We start from the raw sequence: 16,958 nt of genomic DNA, 5'->3' as shown, positions 1-16,958 counted from the left end.
GAACCGGAAAAAAACACAATAGAGCAACCCACGGTGCAAGGTTTATTTTCCAGCTTCGTGAAATTGAAGCCCCTTGCACCGTAAGTCTGTCGATTTAAGTGTTACGAATTTGGTAGGTTTCAGGGACGTAACGATAGCCCTCACCTTCACGCTGCAGATATGCAAGCGACGGAAATGGCATGTGATATCCAATGAAAGGCAGCCGGTCGGTAGCAATCATATCGAAGATGCGCTTTCTGGTCTCAACCGCCATGTCCTTGTCTATATCGAATGAAACGTGCCAGTCGGGACGCTGCAAGGTAATAACCGAATGGTTAGCCGTATCTGAAATCAGCATGAGCGATTTGCCATCCGATTCCACCCGGAATGCCAAATGCCCCGGCGTGTGGCCGTAAGCGCCGATAGCATGAATACCGGGGACCACTTCTTTGCCATCATCGATGAAGGTGGTCTTTTCTGCTAACGGCTTCACATTCTTTTCGACCATTTGTGCGACAGTCTTTGCCGGGCTTTCGAGCCGGGCTGGATCAGTCCAGAAATCAAACTCTCTCTGTCCGGCAGCATAGCGTGCATTTGCAAAGGCTGGTTTGCCGTCCTCCATCAAACCGCCGATATGATCGGGATGGAAATGGCTGAGAACAACAAGGGAAACATCACCCGCCTTGTAGCCTGAAGCCTCCAGTGCACTGATCAATTTGCCTTGCCCTGCTTCACGGGCTCCTGCCCCCATTCCTGTATCGAACAGAACCAGCTCCTTGCCAGTATTGATCAAAACGGGCGTAAAACTATTCACAAAACGATCGGTAGGAAGCAGATTTTCTTCCAGCAGGGCCGCGACATCTTTCGGATCCTGATTGATCGCATAGGTCTTCTCTGGCGCTTCGCCTGCCCGGCGCCCATCAGAAAGCGTCGTGATTTCGAAGTCGCCAAATTGAAACCTATGAAAACCAGAGTTTTCAACCTTCGACACAGGCGTTTGCGCCGCAGCTTGCGAAGCTTCAAATGGCGATAAAGCTACTCCACCACCTGCAGCGGAAGCTGCAACGATAAAATTTCGCCGTGAAATAGCCATCGATCTGTCTCCAGAGTTGTTGAGGTAATTAAGGATAGCGTAAAAAGCTTATCGATCCAGAGCGAAACAATTAACTTTTCGTAAGCTTCGGCTCGTTCACGGACTTGCAGCTCGCAAAAAAATTCTCTATCTGAGGGCTGCGCGGGACGACCCGCGCCTGTGTTCGCATAGGGGACGGCCCCATTTGGAGGGGTGCTCCATGGCCGGGCCTATAGAACAATTTGCAATCCGACCTATCGTCGAGCTTGGCACCGTGGGTGGCCAGCAGATTGTTTTCACGAATTCCGCACTTTACATGCTGCTGACTGTAACAGTTGCTGCAGGCTTTCTCTTCATGGCCTCGCGACGCAGTAGAGTCGTGCCAGGTCGTTGGCAGTCGTCGGCGGAAATGCTTTACGAGTTTGTATCAAAAACTATACGTGAAAATGCAGGTGAACACGGGATGAAATTCTTCCCCCTGGTGTTCTCGCTTTTCATGTTCATTCTTGTGGCTAACCTCATCGGCATGTTTCCTTATGCCTTCACGGTAACAAGCCACATCATCGTCACGTTCGCGCTGGCAATGCTCGTGTTTCTGACGGTTACAATTTACGGATTGCTGCGCCACGGTTTCAAGTTCTTCCGGTTATTCATGCCAGCCGGCGTCCCGGTGATGCTCGCTCCGATTATCGTTCCTATCGAACTCATGTCTTACATTTCGCGCCCGATCAGTCATTCAGTACGTCTGTTTGCAGTCATGCTCGCTGGTCACATCACGCTGAAGGTATTTGCCGGATTTGTCGTTGGACTGGGCAGTCTGGGTTCGCTGGGGCTCATGTCAGCCATCATGCCTCTCGCCATGACAGTCGCACTGACAGCACTTGAATTGCTGATGGCTATCATTCAGGCATATGTCTTTACCATGCTGAGTTGCATGTACCTCAATGACGCTCTGCACCCTTCTCATTAGATTTACAATATTGACGAAAGGACGGCCTTTCGTTCTCTTAAAAATTGGGACGGCCCATACCTAGGAGCACTAAAATGGCATGGATCTATCTGGCACTGGCTGGTGGCCTCGAAATTGTTTGGGCCTACTTCATGAAAAAATCGGAAGGCTTTTCGCTTTTAACGCCCAGCGTCATCACGATTGTAACGATGATCGGCAGTTTCGCCCTGCTTTCGATTGCAATGCGCACCCTGCCTTTGGGCACAGCCTATGCAATCTGGACCGGCATTGGCGCGGTTGGCGCATTCGTCGTCGGAATTTTCATTCTGGGTGAAGCAGCAACATTCTTCCGCGTTGCCAGCGTCACACTTATTCTGGCCGGTATTATCGGCCTGAAACTATCGTCGACATAAGTGATAAAAAGAAAGGGAGGCACTGCCTCCCTTTTTCATTTTATTGCCCGGCAAGCGTGAGCTGACCTGTTAGCGAACCTGGTCCAGCAGGCGCTTGCATTCCAGCAGGTCGAAAAGCGCTTCCTGCAGAAGCGAACGGTTATCCTTCGATGGACGCTTCCCGTCAGCGCCAATCGGGCCGTCTTCCTCACCCTTCAACAAGCCAAACAGCTTGCGCGCAGGTTGCGGTGCTTTGATGCCGCTTGGCAGCGCCATTTCATTATCGGCGGCGCCTTCCATCGCTTGCTTTTCAGCAGCAGCCTGCTTTTGGCGCGTGATGGCTTCAATGGCCTGAACATCACCATTGCCAAGCGCGATAATGAATTGTGCATTGTTTTCGCGGAGGAGTCGCTGGACACCCTTGATAGTGTATCCCTGATCATAAAGCAGGTGGCGAATGCCTTTGAGCAATTCAACATCAAGCGGACGATAGTAGCGACGACCTCCGCCTCGCTTCATCGGTTTGATCTGGGTAAAGCGCGTCTCCCAGAAGCGCAGCACATGCTGCGGAAGATCGAGATCTTCTGCTACTTCGCTTATAGTCCTGAATGCATCAGGGCTTTTGTCCATCTGCTTGCCCTTTCCAGTGGTTTGGCCTCGCCGTGCAGCGAGTCCTGCCAGCCCAGATCGTTCAAATGGCAATCGACACATAATTTCGTGTCGGCCAAAGTATCATAATAATCGAACGGCGTTTAACATATAAATATCGAACGAAAAGCCCCTACTTTTCGGATTGTTATATTAGGGAACCGACTCGCTCTGTCCGTAGATTATATAATATCAGAACTTTATAAGCACCCCTTCATATATAACAGGAAGAAGCACAGATTTCAGGCTGCTGATGTCACTGGATATATAAGCAAGCGAAATACTTCGCCCCAAAAGGGGCGACGCAATAAAGAATAAAGAGATTAAAAACCTCTATCCATCTAAAAACTACGATTTGGCGCTTTTCGACCCGCGCTTCTGATGTTCTTGGAGGATGCGTTGCTTGAGAACGTTAGACGCTTTGAACGTCATGACGCGACGTGGAAGAATTGGTACTTCCTCACCGGTCTTCGGGTTGCGGCCGATGCGCTCATTCTTGTCACGGACCTGAAATGTCGCGAATGACGACAATTTCACAGTTTCACCGTTTACGATAGCGTCACAGACTTCGTCGAGGATCATCTCGACCAGAGCCGCCGATTCAGTTCTGGATAGGCCTACCTTGCGGTAAACAGCCTCTGCCAGATCAGCGCGTGTGACCGTCTTACCTCCCATAACAGAACCTACCTGGTTAGCGTTTGAACAGATAATATCCTTAAGTGACAGGAGGTTACACAAATAAACGCGGTCCGGTCAAGCCGCGAGTTTCCTCGCGGCCCATCAAATTTCTAATTACCAGCGCAACAACACCGCGCCCCAGGTAAATCCGCCGCCCATGGCCTCCAGAAGAACAAGGTCGCCCTTCTTGATGCGACCGTCTGCAGCGGCTGTCGCAAGCGCCAGAGGAACCGAAGCTGCCGATGTGTTGCCGTGCTTGTCAACGGTGATAACCACCTTTTCCTCGGCGATATTCAGCTTCTTGGCCGAAGCGTCGATAATGCGCTTATTGGCCTGATGTGGTACGAACCAGTCGATATCGTCTGCAGTCAGACCTGTTTCGGCAAAGGACGCTTCAATCACATCGGTGATCATACCCACAGCATGCTTGAAGACTTCACGGCCTTCCATGCGCAGATGACCGACCGTTTGTGTGGTCGATGGGCCACCGTCCACAAAAAGCTTTTCCTTGTGATTGCCGTCAGAACGAAGGTTCGCAGCGAGGATACCGCGATCCGACGTCAGGCCCTTGCCCTCGCCCGCTTCAAGGACCAATGCGCCCGCACCGTCGCCAAACAGCACACAGGTCGTGCGATCGTTCCAATCGAGAATGCGCGAGAAGGTTTCCGCACCTATGACCAGCACACGCTGAGCCATGCCACCACGAATATAAAGGTCCGCTGTTGTCACGGCATAGATGAAGCCGCTGCAAACGGCCTGAAGATCGAACGCAAATCCTGAAGTGATGCCCAACTCGCGCTGAATTTCGACGGCACTTGCCGGAAATGTATGATTTGGCGTCGAGGTTGCCACTAGGACCAGATCGATATCGGAAGCTTGCAGACCAGCATTTTCAAGGGCCGCACGCGCAGCCGCGGCACCAAGCGATACTGTGGTCTCGGTTTCATCTGCGATGTGGCGCTGGCGAATGCCCGTGCGCTGGACGATCCATTCGTCAGAGGTTTCAATCACGCCTTCAAAATCGGCATTTTTCATGATCCGCTTAGGCAGCGCTGAACCAATACCTCTTACGACAGATCTTATCATCTTTTTCCTGTCCTTGAACGGCTTCTATTTTCCCTGAACCGGAAGAGCCGCTCTATCGTTTTGTTTTATCGCAGTTTCGTTTTGCTTTATCGAAGTTTCGGGCGAAAAATCGGTCCTCACTTTTTCTGAAACTGCTCTAGCCTGACCACATCAGTCGCACGCTTACCGGTCTACATTCACACCCAATTTAAAGGGCTAACAATCACTTGGCTGCTTCACTGCCGTCATTGGACACAGAATGCGGATGACTGTGGTGGAAATGAGCCAGATCGGCTTCAATCTTTTCAAGAAGCTTGTTGCGTACCATGTCATACCCAACTTCGACTGCTGAGCAGAAACCTTCGGCGGTGGCACCGCCATGACTTTTGATCACAACACCGGTCATGCCAAGCAACACGCCACCATTCACCTTGTTCGGGTCCATTTTTTCGCGAATGCGGTCAAATGCGCCCTTTGCAAAAATATACCCAATCTTCGCAAGCCATGTGCGGGTCATCGCCTGACGGAGCAGTTGCGCCATTTGTTGCGCCGTACCTTCAGCCGTTTTCAGTGCAACATTACCCGTGAAGCCCTCTGTCACGACCACATCAACAGCCCCTTTGCCGATACCGTTGCCTTCAACAAAGCCGGTATATTGCAACCCCTCCAGCGGTGTATCGCGCAGAATCTGGGCAGCTTCCTTGATCTCGTCGAGGCCTTTAACTTCTTCTGTACCGACGTTAAGCAGGCCAACCGTTGGCTTTTTTATCTCGAAAAGCGCGCGCGCCATACCCGCGCCCATCACCGCATAATCCACGAGTTGGCGCGCATCGGCACCGATAGTCGCACCGACATCCAGCACAATACATTCACCGCGCAAAGTCGGCCAGATAGCCGCAATAGCCGGGCGCTCTACATCGGACAACATGCGCAGACAGAACTTTGACATGGCCATAAGCGCACCAGTGTTTCCGGCTGAAACACAGACATCGGCATCACCGGTCTTTACGGCTTCGATCGCCTGCCACATGGAAGACTTGCCGCGACCGGAACGAAGCGCCTGACTCGGCTTATCATCCATTCTGACCGCAACCTGACTGGCGCGGAATTCAGATGCTGCCTGCAGTTTCGGGTAACGTGCCAATACAGGCTCAACCTGACCGGCCAGCCCGAAGAAAATGAACCGGATGTCAGGATGGCGTTCAAGTGCCTTCGCCGCGCCGGGGATGACCACTTCTGGGCCAAAATCACCGCCCATGGCGTCAATCGAAATTTTTATCACTATTGATTATTCCTGTGCGATCCCTTTCCCCAATCCTGCTTGTCTGAAAGCAGAGGGGTTTTCCGCGAAAATAGTGTTTTTCCGGTCGCGCACAACCAGATTCTCTCAAGCATCGGTTAAATCACGGCTTATTCTGCCATTCCGAAAGCTTGGCAAAAGGCGAATCAGGCTTCTCTTCCTCTTCCACGTCACCGAAAACGGCCGGTTCAGCGTCATCGGGCAAACCCGGCTTGCGCGGATATGGATCAAGGGCGAGTTCAAAAAACTCTTCAGCAACAGCGCCAATATCAATCTTATCGCCGACAAACGTCTCGGGAATATCTGCGCCGTCAGCATCCAACAGCAACTCGCCGCTTTCATCGAGCTGAATTTTAGCCAGGCGTGAATTTTCTGGTACGAAAATCGTGTCCACTTCTTCAGAAACCGTAGCATTGATTGGTTCCAGCGTCACAACGCAAGACTGCACGATTTCTGCATTGATGGTGCCACGCAGGCGGATGCCGTTCTTTTTCCACTGCGTCAGCAAAAACTCAGCGGCAAAAGAATTCACAGCCTGGAGGCCATGTTCGGCTGCCAATGCTGCTCTTTCCCTGTCGTTTGTCCCGATCTTCACCGTTAAGCCCTTCTGGGGCAGATGAAGAACCGGAACGGGATAGGTCAGCGCCGGTTTGTCAGTCATTCTCGTTTGCCTCTTTTGTACTATCAATTGGCGTAAGCATCATTTCGTCAGCATCCATAAAGGATATGTCGCCTGCTGCCAAAGCACTGTTTTCAATCTCTGCCAACCGATCACGGCAGGCAAATACATATTCACTCAGATAGTGAGCATGTGGCCAGAATTCGAGATCAGGCTGAATGTTTCGCGTCAAAGCGATAGCCAACGCGTTTTTGTCATCGGTATCCAGTGCCGTACCATACGAACTGACGCGCCCGTAAAACATGCGCGCGAGCTTCTTCATACGCTTGGGAACGCCTTGATCACCGATTCCCAATTCTCGCAAAGAATGATCCACATCCTTGAAAAATTCGTCTGCGATGTCTTGCGCAAGCGGCATCAGCACAGAATTTTCGCCCTTCATGCGATGAAGAGACAAGAAAATATGAACCGAAAGCATCTCGTAACGACCTAATGGCGTATCAGGCACCTGAAATTGTGCATAAAAACGCTTTTGCCGCGCCGCCGCCACGATCGTCTCGTAAACGCGAAGCACAACTGTCTCATTTGCTTTGTTTTTGCGGCGAAAAAGTCGAAGAATCATTCGTATACGACCGTACTTGTTGCATCCAGAAGCAAGGTGGTTTACCGAAGTTCTCCTGACGGCGAAAGTGCCGCGCTGATATAGAATGTATGGAGAGGTCTTTGTTGCAGCGAATTTTCCCAAGCGCACGCAAACAGCGTGCCCTTCTCGCAGGCACAGCAATTCTCTTTTCGGCGGCTCTTGCCGGATGTAACACTGCATCCACGCTAAATCCGTCGGAAACGCTTACAGAGGGTTATGTGCTCGATCAGGAGGCGCTTGATTCGGTTCCGGTTGGCTCCAGCCGTGAACAGGTGCTTCTCGCACTCGGCACACCGTCCACCACGGCAACCTTCGACAATGAAGTGTTTTATTACATTTCGCAGAAGCGCTACCGTGCGGCACAGTTCATGAAGCCGAAGATCATCGACCGCCATATCCTTGCTGTTTACTTCGACAAGGACGGTAAGGTCAGCAATATTGCCAATTACGGCCTCCAGGATGGCAAGCTGTTCGATTTCATGTCGCGCACGACACCAACGGGCGGCAAGGATCAGACCTTTATCGGTCAGATCATTCAGGGTGTTGGCAAGGCTCCAACATCCTTGCCGGGTGCGGTAGGCGGCGCAAACAACTGATTTGCTACAAAATTCACAAAAAAGCCCGGCAAACTTGCCGGGCTTTTTATTTTTGTGGTTCACATCAGAGCGGTTCCAGTTGATGTTGAATCGTTAGAACCGCTCAAACTATTTATTTTTACGCATTTCCGAACGCAAAACCCGTTCCCACTTTTGCTGGAAATGCTCTAAGCCGTATGTGCCAGCACCGCCAGCAGCAAGAGCGCCACGATATTGGTGATCTTGATTGCAGGGTTGACCGCTGGACCGGCCGTATCCTTGTAAGGATCACCCACCGTATCACCGGTTACGGAAGCCTTGTGCGCTTCCGAACCCTTCATGTGCTTCACGCCATCGGCATCGGTAAAGCCATCCTCAAAGCTCTTCTTGGCATTGTCCCATGCTCCACCACCCGATGTCATGGATATAGCCACGAACAATCCGTTGATGATGACGCCCAGGAGCGACGCACCAAGCGCTGCAAAGGCTGCTGCTTTTGAGCCTGAAATGAGCAGCACACCGAAATAGACGACGAGTGGCGCCAAAACCGGCAGCAGTGATGGGATAATCATTTCGCGAATTGCTGCTTTGGTCAGAAGATCGACTGCGCGCGCGTAATCCGGACGTTCCTGCCCCGTCATGATGCCGGGCTTCTCACGGAACTGACGTCGTACTTCCTGCACTACCGCACTTCCTGCCGGCCCCACGGCCGTCATAGCCATGCCGCCGAAGAGGTATGGAATCAAGCCACCAAAGATCAGACCCGCAACCACATATGGGTTGGACAGTTCAAAGGAAACCGGCCCCATATCGGCAAAATATGGATAGGTTTGGCCGTTCGCGGCAAAATAAGCCAGATCGTTGGAGTAAGCTGCGAACAGCACCAGAGCACCCAAACCTGCCGAACCAATTGCATAACCCTTGGTGACGGCCTTGGTCGTGTTACCAACAGCATCCAGCGCATCGGTTGATTTGCGGACTTCCGGGTCGAGCCCAGCCATTTCCGCAATACCACCCGCATTATCGGTCACGGGGCCAAACGCATCGAGTGCTACAATCATACCGGCAATGCCCAGCATGGCCGTCACAGCGATTGCAGTGCCAAACAAGCCCGCCAGCTGGTAGGTGCCGATAATGCCGCCAACGATGACAATCGCAGGCAAAGCGGTCGATTCCAGCGAAACGGCCAGCCCCTGAATAACGTTTGTGCCATGGCCGGTAACGGAAGCCTGCGCGATGGAATTGACCGGGCGTTTGTTGGTGCCGGTATAATATTCCGTAATCACCACGATCAGGCCCGTGACAAGGAGACCAATCAGGCCACAGATAAAGAGATTGGTGCCTGTAATCGTCATTCCTGCAACAGTGCCGATTTCACCCCAGCCAATTGTCAGCGTGTTGGCAACTGCGAGGCCCACAATGGACAGAAGTCCGGTTGCAATGAGACCTTTGTAAAGCGCACCCATAATTGAGCCATTGACGCCAAGCTTCACGAAGAAAGTGCCTGCAATCGAGGTCAGCACACACGCGCCGCAAATGGCTAGCGGATAGAGCATGACGCTTGAAAGCACATCGGAGCCGTTGAAGAAGATCGCACCCAGAACCATTGTCGCAACAACAGTGACTGCATAGGTCTCGAACAAGTCCGCCGCCATGCCCGCACAGTCGCCGACATTGTCTCCCACATTATCGGCAATAGTTGCAGGATTACGTGGATCGTCTTCGGGGATGCCCGCCTCGACCTTACCAACCAGATCGCCGCCGACATCAGCACCCTTGGTGAAGATGCCGCCGCCCAGACGGGCGAAGATCGAAATCAGCGAGGCACCAAAACCGAGCGCCACAAGTGCATCGATCACTGTACGGTCAGATGGCGAGTAGCCCATCCAGGCTGTTAGAATCAAATAATAGACGGATACACCGAGCAGCGCGAGGCCAGCGACAAGCATGCCGGTAATAGCGCCAGATTTGAACGCGAGTTCCAATCCGCCAGCAAGGCTTAGGGAAGCGGCTTGTGCAGTTCGTACATTTGCACGGACTGAAACATGCATGCCGATAAATCCGGTCAAACCGGAGAGAACAGCCCCGATGAAAAAACCGATAGCTGCAGTAATCGACAGCAAATACCAGACTGCCAGAAAGACGACGACGCCAACAAGGGCGATCGTGGAATATTGTCGTGTGAGGTAGGCGGACGCGCCTTCACGGATAGCGCCGGCGATTTCCTGCATACGCGGCGTGCCCTGATCGGCCGCAAGCACCGAGCGAATCGCCCATACGGCAAAAAGAACGGAAACGACACCGCAGGCAATGACGAGAAGAAGAACTCCAATTCCCATTTAGGCCAACTCCCATTGAGCTCGCGCCAGCCACAAGCAGATCGCTCACAAATGAGTTGCGATTACCTGCACACATCGGCGCATAAAAGACCCGAAAACCCCTCCCCGGGCCAGGACTGGCGGCATGGAAGTGCCTGAAACCGACTCTTCACCGGGCTTCATCGGCTAATTCTTATTTGTTTTTAGTTCTCGAAACATCTGCCTGAAATCAAATATTTGGCAGAAGTTTCTGCATTTCAGCATTCTCAATGCCGCAGGCTCAACATGCGGAAGCTGCCTTAAAAGGTCAAGCCGTAGTTTGTCGGTGAACAAACCAAAAAGGCTGCGATTTCTCGCAGCCTTTTTCAGTTCTGATGATCCGCTGATTATTACTTGCTGCGGGGCTTTGTACCACGGCTTTCGCCGCGCAGCTCAAAGGCAAGACGATCAAGTACGGCGTTGACCAGCTTTGGCTCGTCTTCCGTGTAGAACGCCTTGGCAATATCCACATATTCGGAAACGATCACAGCTGTTGGCACGTCTTTGCGGGTCTTCAATTCCCACGCACCTGCACGCAAAATTGCGCGCAAGGTGGAATCGAGGCGTGAAAGCGGCCAGTCCTCAGTCAGTGCATGGTGGATCAGTGGATCCAGCGTAAGCTGATTATCGACGACACCTGCAACAATACCGCGGAACCATTGTGGATCAGCATCGAGATACTGCATACCGTCCACTTCCTTGCCAAGACGATGTGCCTCATATTCGGCCACAACTTCCATGACGCCCGTACCGGCGACATCCATCTGGTAAAGCGCCTGCACGGCGGCCAGACGGGCAACGCCGCGCTTGTTTGCAGATCGTGGGGCGTTCGGTGCGGAACGGCCTTCAGAAGAAGAAGTCATCGTCTCAGGCTCCGAATTTCTTACGCAGGTCAATCATGGTCAGCGCTGCACGAGCAGCAAAGCCGCCCTTGTCCTTGTCTTCACGACGCGCACGCACCCACGCCTGTTCGTCGTTTTCAACCGTCAGGATACCATTGCCGATTGCAATGCCTTCCTCAACAGAAAGATCGGTCAGAGCGCGGCAGGATTCGTTGGCAACGATATCGAAATGATAGGTTTCGCCACGGATGACTGTGCCAAGTGCGACAAAGCCATCATACTCAGTGCCACCATTTTCGGCACCATCAAGGGCAAAAGAAATAGTCGCAGGCACTTCGAGCGCACCGGGAACTGTCACAACATCATAAGTTGCGCCAGCCGCATCGAGAGCCGCCTTTGCGCCATCGAGAAGCGCATCGGACAAATCCTCATAGAAACGCGCTTCGACAATGAGCAGGTGCGGCGCATGCGCCTCGTGCTTGGACATGAGAAACTCCATGACAGAAATCGCGGACCGCAAATCCTGCGGTCAACGCTAAATTCAGAAAATAGCTTAGGGTTCTTAGGCTCTAAGCTTATTTCTGATATTGCGCAAGCCTTGCTGCATAACGTGCAAGCTGATCGATCTCGATATTGATCTTATCTCCCGTCTGACGATCACCCCAAGTGGTGACTTCCAATGAGTGGCGAATGAGCAGAACATCGAACTCGTTTCCATTCACGCCATTGACCGTCAGCGACGTGCCATCAAGCGCAACAGAACCTTTTTGAGCAATAAAAGGCGCAAGCTCTTCCGGCACGCGCAGAGTGAAACGGACTGCATCGCCCTCGTCCTTGCGCGCAACGATTTCCGCCTGCCCATCGACATGTCCGGACACCAGATGACCGCCCATTTCATCGCCAAGCTTAAGCGAACGCTCAAGATTAATGCGTGTGCCATTTTCCCATTTTGAGATGGTGGTCAGGCGAAGAGCTTCTTCCCATGCTTCAACTTCAAACCAACGCGCATTGGTGCCTTTTTCCGGCAAAGCCACTACGGTAAGGCACACGCCGGAACATGAAATAGAAGCACCGAGTTCGATTGTTTCAGGATCGTATATCGTTTCAATGCGCAGCAGTACGCCTTCATTCAGCGGTTTGATACGATCCACTTTACCGATGTCGGTGACAATCCCAGTAAACATTACGCGTTCCTTACATACTCGATACAGGCATCGTCGCCGTACTGCGCTCTGCGCAAAATAGTAAATTCATTATCAATATGGGATTGCAGATCCGTGACAGCAACCCCAATTGTTGCGCCGATTTCCACAGGCGAATGGAAAAGGATGAGCCGGTCAACCAGCTTTTCCTTCAGGAAATTCTTGGCAACGCTGGCGCCACCTTCAACCAGAACGGAAGAAATGCCCTGTGCTGCAAGATCGTCCATCAGTTCCGGGAGGGCGATATGCCCACCATCGCTTTCCGCAGCAACGATCCGGCATCCTGCTGCCTGCATTTCATAACGCCGTTCAGACGCTACATGTTCGCAGCACGCCAGCCATAGTGGAATGGCCTCAGAACTGCGTACAAGCTTTGAATCGAGTGGCAGCTTCAAGCCGCTATCGAGCACAAGGCGGATCGGGGAACGTTGCTCCAGGCCCGGGAGGCGGCAGTTGAGGATGGGATCATCGGCGATTGCCGTATCGACGCCAACAAGGATCACATCGGTCTGCGACCGCAGAATATGTGATTGCGCGCGTGAAATCGGGCCGGTAATTGCGACCTGTCCTTCACCTTTTTTCCCGATGAAGCCATCGGCAGAAAGTGCAAGTTTCAGAATCACTTCCGGGCGTTTTTTAGAAGATCGATTCAGATAGCCCGCGAGATCGTCCGCAGCCTTATCGGACAGGATGCCAGGCAAGACCTCGATGCCCGCTTCACGCAGAATGGCAAAACCTTTTCCACTTACTCTTTCATCGGGATCAGTAGCCGCAACGAATACCCGCGCAACGCCAGCGCGTACCAGTGCCTCTGCACAAGGCGGTGTGCGACCGTGATGAGCGCATGGTTCGAGAGAAACATAAGCGGTTGCTCCGCGTGCCGCTTCGCCAGCATCTGCCAGCGCCTGTGGCTCTGCATGCGGTCGCCCGCCAACCGCCGTTACACCTCGCCCGACGATAACGCCATCCTTGACGATTATCGTGCCAACGGAGGGGTTGGTGCCTGTCAGACCTTTATTACGGCGTGCATAACGGATGGTTGCTTCCATGAAACGGAGATCATCCGAGGTCACATTGGCATGCGGGAATTCCAAGCGGCTCATATTATGCGTCCGGATCGCGTTCATTCTCGGTCGTCGTCAGCTCGTCAATCACATTGTGGAAATCAACGGCCTTGCTGAAATTGCGATAAACCGATGCGAAACGGATATAGGCAATATCGTCGACACCCTTGAGCGCGTCCATCGCCAACCGACCAATTTCATCAGACGTCACTTCCGCCTCGCCAGAACTTTCCAGCTGTCGCACAATGCCGGAGATGGCACGCTCGATTCTGTCGATATCCACATCACGTTTGCGCAAGGCCACGTCGATGGAGCGGGTAAGCTTGTCGCGATCAAAAGGCACACGGCGACCGCTCTTCTTCACGACCATAAGATCACGCAGTTGCACGCGTTCAAACGTCGTAAACCGCCCGCCACACACTGAACAGACGCGACGCCTGCGAATAACTGCACCATCTTCCGCAGGGCGGGAATCTTTCACTTGAGTGTCTTCAGATTGGCAATAGGGACAACGCATGGCACTCTTTCAACTGAACGAGTGTTTCCTATTTTGATTGAATAGCAGGAAACGCTCCAATTACTTCTCTTTCGCATTGTCTTACGCAAAAAGCTCACGCCTTTTGCTGGAAATGCTCTGTTGATTCCTTCAAATGATACCCCATCAGGCGAATGCCGCCTAATTGAGACAGATATGAAAAAGCCCCGCTCAACAAGGTTGAACGGGGCTTCATCAAAATTTGAAGGGTTTTAGCCCTGATACCCGTACATAGGGAAACGGTCGGTCAGTGTAATGACCTTCGCCTTAACAGCTGCTTCAACGGCTGCATTGCCTTCATCGGAATTTGCAACCTTGAGACCATCAAGCACTTCCGCGATCAGCGAACCGATTTCCTTGAATTCAGCTTTGCCGAAGCCGCGGGTCGTGCCAGCAGGCGTACCAAGACGCACACCCGACGTTACGAATGGCTTTTCCGGGTCGAATGGAATGCCGTTCTTGTTACAGGTGACATTTGCGCGGCCGAGAGCTGCTTCAGCGCGCTTGCCCGTCGCATTCTTCGGACGCAGATCAACCAGCATCAGGTGGTTGTCAGTACCGCCTGAAACGATGTCGAGGCCCTGCGACTTCAGTTCGTCCGAAAGCGCACGCGCATTGTCGACAACGTTCTGAGCATAGACCTTGAATTCCGGCTTCAGAGCTTCCGCGAAAGCAACTGCCTTACCAGCAATTACATGCATCAGCGGGCCGCCCTGCAGACCAGGGAAGACAGCCGAATTGAACTTCTTCGCCAGATCAGGATCGTTGGTCAGGATCATACCGCCGCGTGGGCCGCGAAGCGACTTGTGAGTCGTCGTGGTGCAAACATGAGCATGTGGAATTGGTGATGGATGCACACCACCGGCAACCAGACCGGCGATGTGAGCCATGTCGACCATCAGATATGCACCAACTTCGTCGGCGATCTCACGGAAGCGTTTCCAGTCCCATATACGGGAATAGGCAGTACCGCCAGCAAGAATCAACTTTGGCTTGTGTTCACGTGCAAGGCGCGCAATTTCTTCCATGTCCAGAAGATGATCGTCTTCACGAACGCCATAGGAAACAACATTGAACCACTTGCCCGACATGTTGACTGGCGAACCGTGCGTCAGGTGGCCACCCGAATTGAGGTCGAGGCCCATGAAAGTGTCGCCCGGCTGCAGAAGCGCCAGGAACACGGCCTGATTCATCTGGCTGCCGGAGTTTGGCTGCACGTTGGCGAATTCTGCACCAAACAGCTTCTTCGCGCGTTCGATTGCCAGTTCTTCAACAACGTCAACATACTGGCAGCCGCCGTAATAGCGCTTACCCGGATAGCCTTCGGCATATTTGTTGGTGAGGATGGAACCCTGAGCTTCAAGAACCGCACGCGAAACAATATTTTCCGAGGCGATCAGCTCGATTTCATGACGCTGACGACCGAGTTCGTTACGGATCGCACCGAAAATATCGGCATCGATTTCTTCAAGAGTTGCGTTGAAAAAAGCGGTATTGGCTTGCGACATGTTTCACACCCTCCGGGTTAGCCGGTGATAGCTATATGATATGAGGCGCAGTATCACACTTCGATTGGCAAGGCCAATGGCGCTTAAGCGAAAAGCATCTTCCAAAATGCGGCATGACGTAGCTTGGAGTATTCCCCCCAATAAAAAAGCCGTCCGAAACGGGTCCGGACGGCTTTTTTTGTAAGTGAATTCAGATCAGGTATCAGTGCCGAGAGCCAGTTCGGTTGCGCCATCCATCTTGTAGATATCGTCGCGGAACTGCACCACACCATCGCCGGTCGACCATGCGGTGATGTAAACGAAATGCAGCGGCACAGGATCAGACACCTGAATAGGCGTGTTAACGCCTGATTTAATGGTGTTCTCGATGTTCTGACGATCCCAGCCCGCAGTGTTCTTCAACAGCCAGACATCGAGGTCACGAACATTCTGCACACGGACACAGCCAGACGAATCAAAACGCATGAGCTTGTTGAAATAGCTCTTCTGCGGGGTGTCATGCATGTAAACGGCATGCTGATTGTGGAAGTTGATCTTCGTCGAGGACATCGCGTTGATCTTGCCCGGGTCCTGACGGAACATCAGCTTGACGGCATCATCCGTGTTCCAGTCAACGCTTTCCGGCGGAACTTCCTGTCCCTGCGCGTTGTAGAGACGGATCTTGTTGTTTGCCAGATATTGCGGGTTTTTCCGCATCAGCGGAATAATATCCTTCTGGATGATCGACTTTGGTGCCGTCCAGTAAGGATTGAGAATAACTTCATGGATCTTCGAGTTGAGGATCGGTGTCTGACGGTCGATTTTACCGACGACAGCGGTATGACGCTGAGAAACGTTGCCGCCCTCGACTGCCTCAATACGAGCAGCCGGAATGTTGACCATCACAAAGCGCTGCTCTGACTGGCTTGTAGCAGCCATGCCCGAAAGGCGCTGAAGGTTGGTTTGCAGCTGTCCAAGACGCGTATTGGCGTCCACATTCATGGCAGCATAGGTAAACTGGCCCATAACGCCATCAGCTGGCAGACCATGACGCGACTGGAAGCGCTTGACGGCTGCATCAACATAAGTATCGAACGCGCCGGAAACACCTGCTTCGCGCGGAAGATCACCAGAAACAATAAGACGCTGACGCAGAGCCTGCACCGACTGCGCATTCGCACCCAGTTGCAGCTTCGCATTGCCGGGAACCTGTGGCCAGCCACCGCGGCCTGCTATATCGGTATATTGGGCAATCGCTGACTGAAGATTACCAACAGTCTGCTGGCTGAGAACCGGCTGATTGGTTGCAACTTTCTGACCACCTGTCGCACGGGCATCAAACTGGTCATCCCAGTTGCCACGGCGGGGTGCGGCAAGAATATCATTTAAACCCTGCTGCTGGGCAAAAGCTGCTGGAACCATTGCCGAAGCAGCGACGGTAAGACCGGCAGTTGCTGCGCCACGCAGGAAGCTGCGACGACCTACATTGAAAGCTTGCGTCTTCTTGTCGGTTTTGGTCATAGATTTGGTCCCAAAGGCTAACAGGTTGCG

18 protein-coding genes are annotated in these 16,958 nt (G+C 52.7%); 3 read left to right on the top strand and 15 right to left on the bottom strand.

The annotated features are described in order from the left end of the window. Nucleotides 1-94: 94 nt before the first annotated feature. Nucleotides 95-1,072: an MBL fold metallo-hydrolase gene (locus C9380_RS04645; protein WP_100559310.1), complete on the bottom strand. Its 978-nt coding sequence runs from the start codon at nucleotides 1,070-1,072 to the stop codon at nucleotides 95-97. Nucleotides 1,073-1,271: 199 nt separating this feature from the next. Between C9380_RS04645 and C9380_RS04640 the strand changes: the two genes are divergently transcribed. Next, nucleotides 1,272-2,021 carry a F0F1 ATP synthase subunit A gene (locus C9380_RS04640; RefSeq protein ID WP_024897433.1) on the top strand — a complete coding sequence of 250 codons (750 nt, stop codon included), beginning with the start codon at nucleotides 1,272-1,274 and terminating at the stop codon, nucleotides 2,019-2,021. Between the two features lie 74 nt (nucleotides 2,022-2,095). After that, nucleotides 2,096-2,413, top strand: a complete 318-nt coding sequence (gene sugE, locus C9380_RS04635; RefSeq protein WP_024897432.1) for a quaternary ammonium compound efflux SMR transporter SugE — start codon at nucleotides 2,096-2,098, stop codon at nucleotides 2,411-2,413. Nucleotides 2,414-2,482: 69 nt separating this feature from the next. On the opposite strand, the gene C9380_RS04630 is transcribed toward sugE, so the two are convergent. The 6 genes from C9380_RS04630 to C9380_RS04605 form a co-directional block, all read right to left on the bottom strand. Beyond that, entirely contained in the window at nucleotides 2,483-3,022 is a 540-nt protein-coding gene (locus C9380_RS04630; protein ID WP_111786899.1) for a MerR family transcriptional regulator, read from the bottom strand. Between the two features lie 366 nt (nucleotides 3,023-3,388). Continuing rightward, entirely contained in the window at nucleotides 3,389-3,715 is a 327-nt protein-coding gene (locus C9380_RS04625) for an integration host factor subunit alpha (RefSeq protein WP_024897430.1), read from the bottom strand. A gap of 117 nt (nucleotides 3,716-3,832) precedes the next feature. Further along, nucleotides 3,833-4,804: a beta-ketoacyl-ACP synthase III gene (locus tag C9380_RS04620; protein ID WP_024897429.1), complete on the bottom strand. Its 972-nt coding sequence runs from the start codon at nucleotides 4,802-4,804 to the stop codon at nucleotides 3,833-3,835. A 202-nt stretch (nucleotides 4,805-5,006) separates the two neighbouring features. Then, nucleotides 5,007-6,065: a phosphate acyltransferase PlsX gene (plsX, locus tag C9380_RS04615; protein WP_111786898.1), complete on the bottom strand. Its 1,059-nt coding sequence runs from the start codon at nucleotides 6,063-6,065 to the stop codon at nucleotides 5,007-5,009. Between the two features lie 121 nt (nucleotides 6,066-6,186). After that, entirely contained in the window at nucleotides 6,187-6,744 is a 558-nt protein-coding gene (locus C9380_RS04610) for a YceD family protein (protein WP_111786897.1), read from the bottom strand. Beyond that, nucleotides 6,737-7,324, bottom strand: a complete 588-nt coding sequence (locus C9380_RS04605; RefSeq protein WP_128093079.1) for a ubiquinol-cytochrome C chaperone family protein — start codon at nucleotides 7,322-7,324, stop codon at nucleotides 6,737-6,739. The genes C9380_RS04610 and C9380_RS04605 overlap by 8 nt, the downstream gene beginning before the upstream one ends. A 101-nt stretch (nucleotides 7,325-7,425) precedes the next feature. Here C9380_RS04605 and C9380_RS04600 point away from each other — a divergent pair, with 101 nt between their 5' ends. Beyond that, entirely contained in the window at nucleotides 7,426-7,941 is a 516-nt protein-coding gene (locus C9380_RS04600; protein WP_128093078.1) for an outer membrane protein assembly factor BamE, read from the top strand. Between the two features lie 167 nt (nucleotides 7,942-8,108). Here the strand turns inward: C9380_RS04600 and C9380_RS04595 are convergent, their stop codons facing one another. The 8 genes from C9380_RS04595 to C9380_RS04560 form a co-directional block, all read right to left on the bottom strand. Further along, the gene (locus C9380_RS04595; protein WP_128093077.1) at nucleotides 8,109-10,259 is read right to left on the bottom strand and encodes a sodium-translocating pyrophosphatase; all 2,151 of its coding nucleotides are present in this window, start codon (nucleotides 10,257-10,259) and stop codon (nucleotides 8,109-8,111) included. Between the two features lie 368 nt (nucleotides 10,260-10,627). Continuing rightward, complete coding sequence (gene nusB, locus C9380_RS04590; protein WP_128093076.1) at nucleotides 10,628-11,140, bottom strand: transcription antitermination factor NusB; 513 nt, start codon at nucleotides 11,138-11,140, stop codon at nucleotides 10,628-10,630. Nucleotides 11,141-11,144: 4 nt separating this feature from the next. Beyond that, nucleotides 11,145-11,606 carry a 6,7-dimethyl-8-ribityllumazine synthase gene (locus C9380_RS04585; RefSeq protein WP_128093075.1) on the bottom strand — a complete coding sequence of 154 codons (462 nt, stop codon included), beginning with the start codon at nucleotides 11,604-11,606 and terminating at the stop codon, nucleotides 11,145-11,147. A gap of 88 nt (nucleotides 11,607-11,694) precedes the next feature. Next, nucleotides 11,695-12,303, bottom strand: coding sequence for a riboflavin synthase (locus C9380_RS04580; RefSeq protein ID WP_100559312.1), 609 nt, complete (start codon nucleotides 12,301-12,303; stop codon nucleotides 11,695-11,697). After that, entirely contained in the window at nucleotides 12,303-13,424 is a 1,122-nt protein-coding gene (gene ribD / locus C9380_RS04575; RefSeq protein ID WP_128093074.1) for a bifunctional diaminohydroxyphosphoribosylaminopyrimidine deaminase/5-amino-6-(5-phosphoribosylamino)uracil reductase RibD, read from the bottom strand. The genes C9380_RS04580 and ribD overlap by 1 nt, the downstream gene beginning before the upstream one ends. Nucleotide 13,425: 1 nt before the next feature. After that, nucleotides 13,426-13,902, bottom strand: a complete 477-nt coding sequence (gene nrdR / locus C9380_RS04570) for a transcriptional regulator NrdR (RefSeq protein WP_024897419.1) — start codon at nucleotides 13,900-13,902, stop codon at nucleotides 13,426-13,428. 230 nt (nucleotides 13,903-14,132) lie between these two features. Then, nucleotides 14,133-15,428: a serine hydroxymethyltransferase gene (gene glyA / locus C9380_RS04565; RefSeq protein WP_024897418.1), complete on the bottom strand. Its 1,296-nt coding sequence runs from the start codon at nucleotides 15,426-15,428 to the stop codon at nucleotides 14,133-14,135. 195 nt (nucleotides 15,429-15,623) lie between these two features. Then, entirely contained in the window at nucleotides 15,624-16,928 is a 1,305-nt protein-coding gene (locus tag C9380_RS04560; RefSeq protein WP_024897417.1) for a L,D-transpeptidase family protein, read from the bottom strand. Nucleotides 16,929-16,958 lie beyond the last annotated feature (30 nt).

Origin of the sequence: Brucella pituitosa (assembly GCF_003049685.1) — a bacterium.
GTDB lineage: Bacteria > Pseudomonadota > Alphaproteobacteria > Rhizobiales > Rhizobiaceae > Brucella > Brucella pituitosa.
Note: the sequence above shows the minus strand (reverse complement) of the source record. Positions and strands in the feature narration are given on the sequence as shown.

What these genes read in the sequence shown, in the direction of transcription:
- C9380_RS04645 (WP_100559310.1), bottom strand. Translation starts at nt 1,072, where the DNA reads ATGGCTATTTCACGGCGAAATTTTATCGTTGCAGCTTCCGCTGCAGGT.
- C9380_RS04640 (WP_024897433.1), top strand. Translation starts at nt 1,272, where the DNA reads ATGGCCGGGCCTATAGAACAATTTGCAATCCGACCTATCGTCGAGCTT.
- sugE (WP_024897432.1), top strand. Translation starts at nt 2,096, where the DNA reads ATGGCATGGATCTATCTGGCACTGGCTGGTGGCCTCGAAATTGTTTGG.
- C9380_RS04630 (WP_111786899.1), bottom strand. Translation starts at nt 3,022, where the DNA reads ATGGACAAAAGCCCTGATGCATTCAGGACTATAAGCGAAGTAGCAGAA.
- C9380_RS04625 (WP_024897430.1), bottom strand. Translation starts at nt 3,715, where the DNA reads ATGGGAGGTAAGACGGTCACACGCGCTGATCTGGCAGAGGCTGTTTAC.
- C9380_RS04620 (WP_024897429.1), bottom strand. Translation starts at nt 4,804, where the DNA reads ATGATAAGATCTGTCGTAAGAGGTATTGGTTCAGCGCTGCCTAAGCGG.
- C9380_RS04610 (WP_111786897.1), bottom strand. Translation starts at nt 6,744, where the DNA reads ATGACTGACAAACCGGCGCTGACCTATCCCGTTCCGGTTCTTCATCTG.
- C9380_RS04605 (WP_128093079.1), bottom strand. Translation starts at nt 7,324, where the DNA reads ATGATTCTTCGACTTTTTCGCCGCAAAAACAAAGCAAATGAGACAGTT.
- C9380_RS04595 (WP_128093077.1), bottom strand. Translation starts at nt 10,259, where the DNA reads ATGGGAATTGGAGTTCTTCTTCTCGTCATTGCCTGCGGTGTCGTTTCC.
- nusB (WP_128093076.1), bottom strand. Translation starts at nt 11,140, where the DNA reads ATGACTTCTTCTTCTGAAGGCCGTTCCGCACCGAACGCCCCACGATCT.
- C9380_RS04585 (WP_128093075.1), bottom strand. Translation starts at nt 11,606, where the DNA reads ATGTCCAAGCACGAGGCGCATGCGCCGCACCTGCTCATTGTCGAAGCG.
- C9380_RS04580 (WP_100559312.1), bottom strand. Translation starts at nt 12,303, where the DNA reads ATGTTTACTGGGATTGTCACCGACATCGGTAAAGTGGATCGTATCAAA.
- ribD (WP_128093074.1), bottom strand. Translation starts at nt 13,424, where the DNA reads ATGAGCCGCTTGGAATTCCCGCATGCCAATGTGACCTCGGATGATCTC.
- nrdR (WP_024897419.1), bottom strand. Translation starts at nt 13,902, where the DNA reads ATGCGTTGTCCCTATTGCCAATCTGAAGACACTCAAGTGAAAGATTCC.
- glyA (WP_024897418.1), bottom strand. Translation starts at nt 15,428, where the DNA reads ATGTCGCAAGCCAATACCGCTTTTTTCAACGCAACTCTTGAAGAAATC.
- C9380_RS04560 (WP_024897417.1), bottom strand. Translation starts at nt 16,928, where the DNA reads ATGACCAAAACCGACAAGAAGACGCAAGCTTTCAATGTAGGTCGTCGC.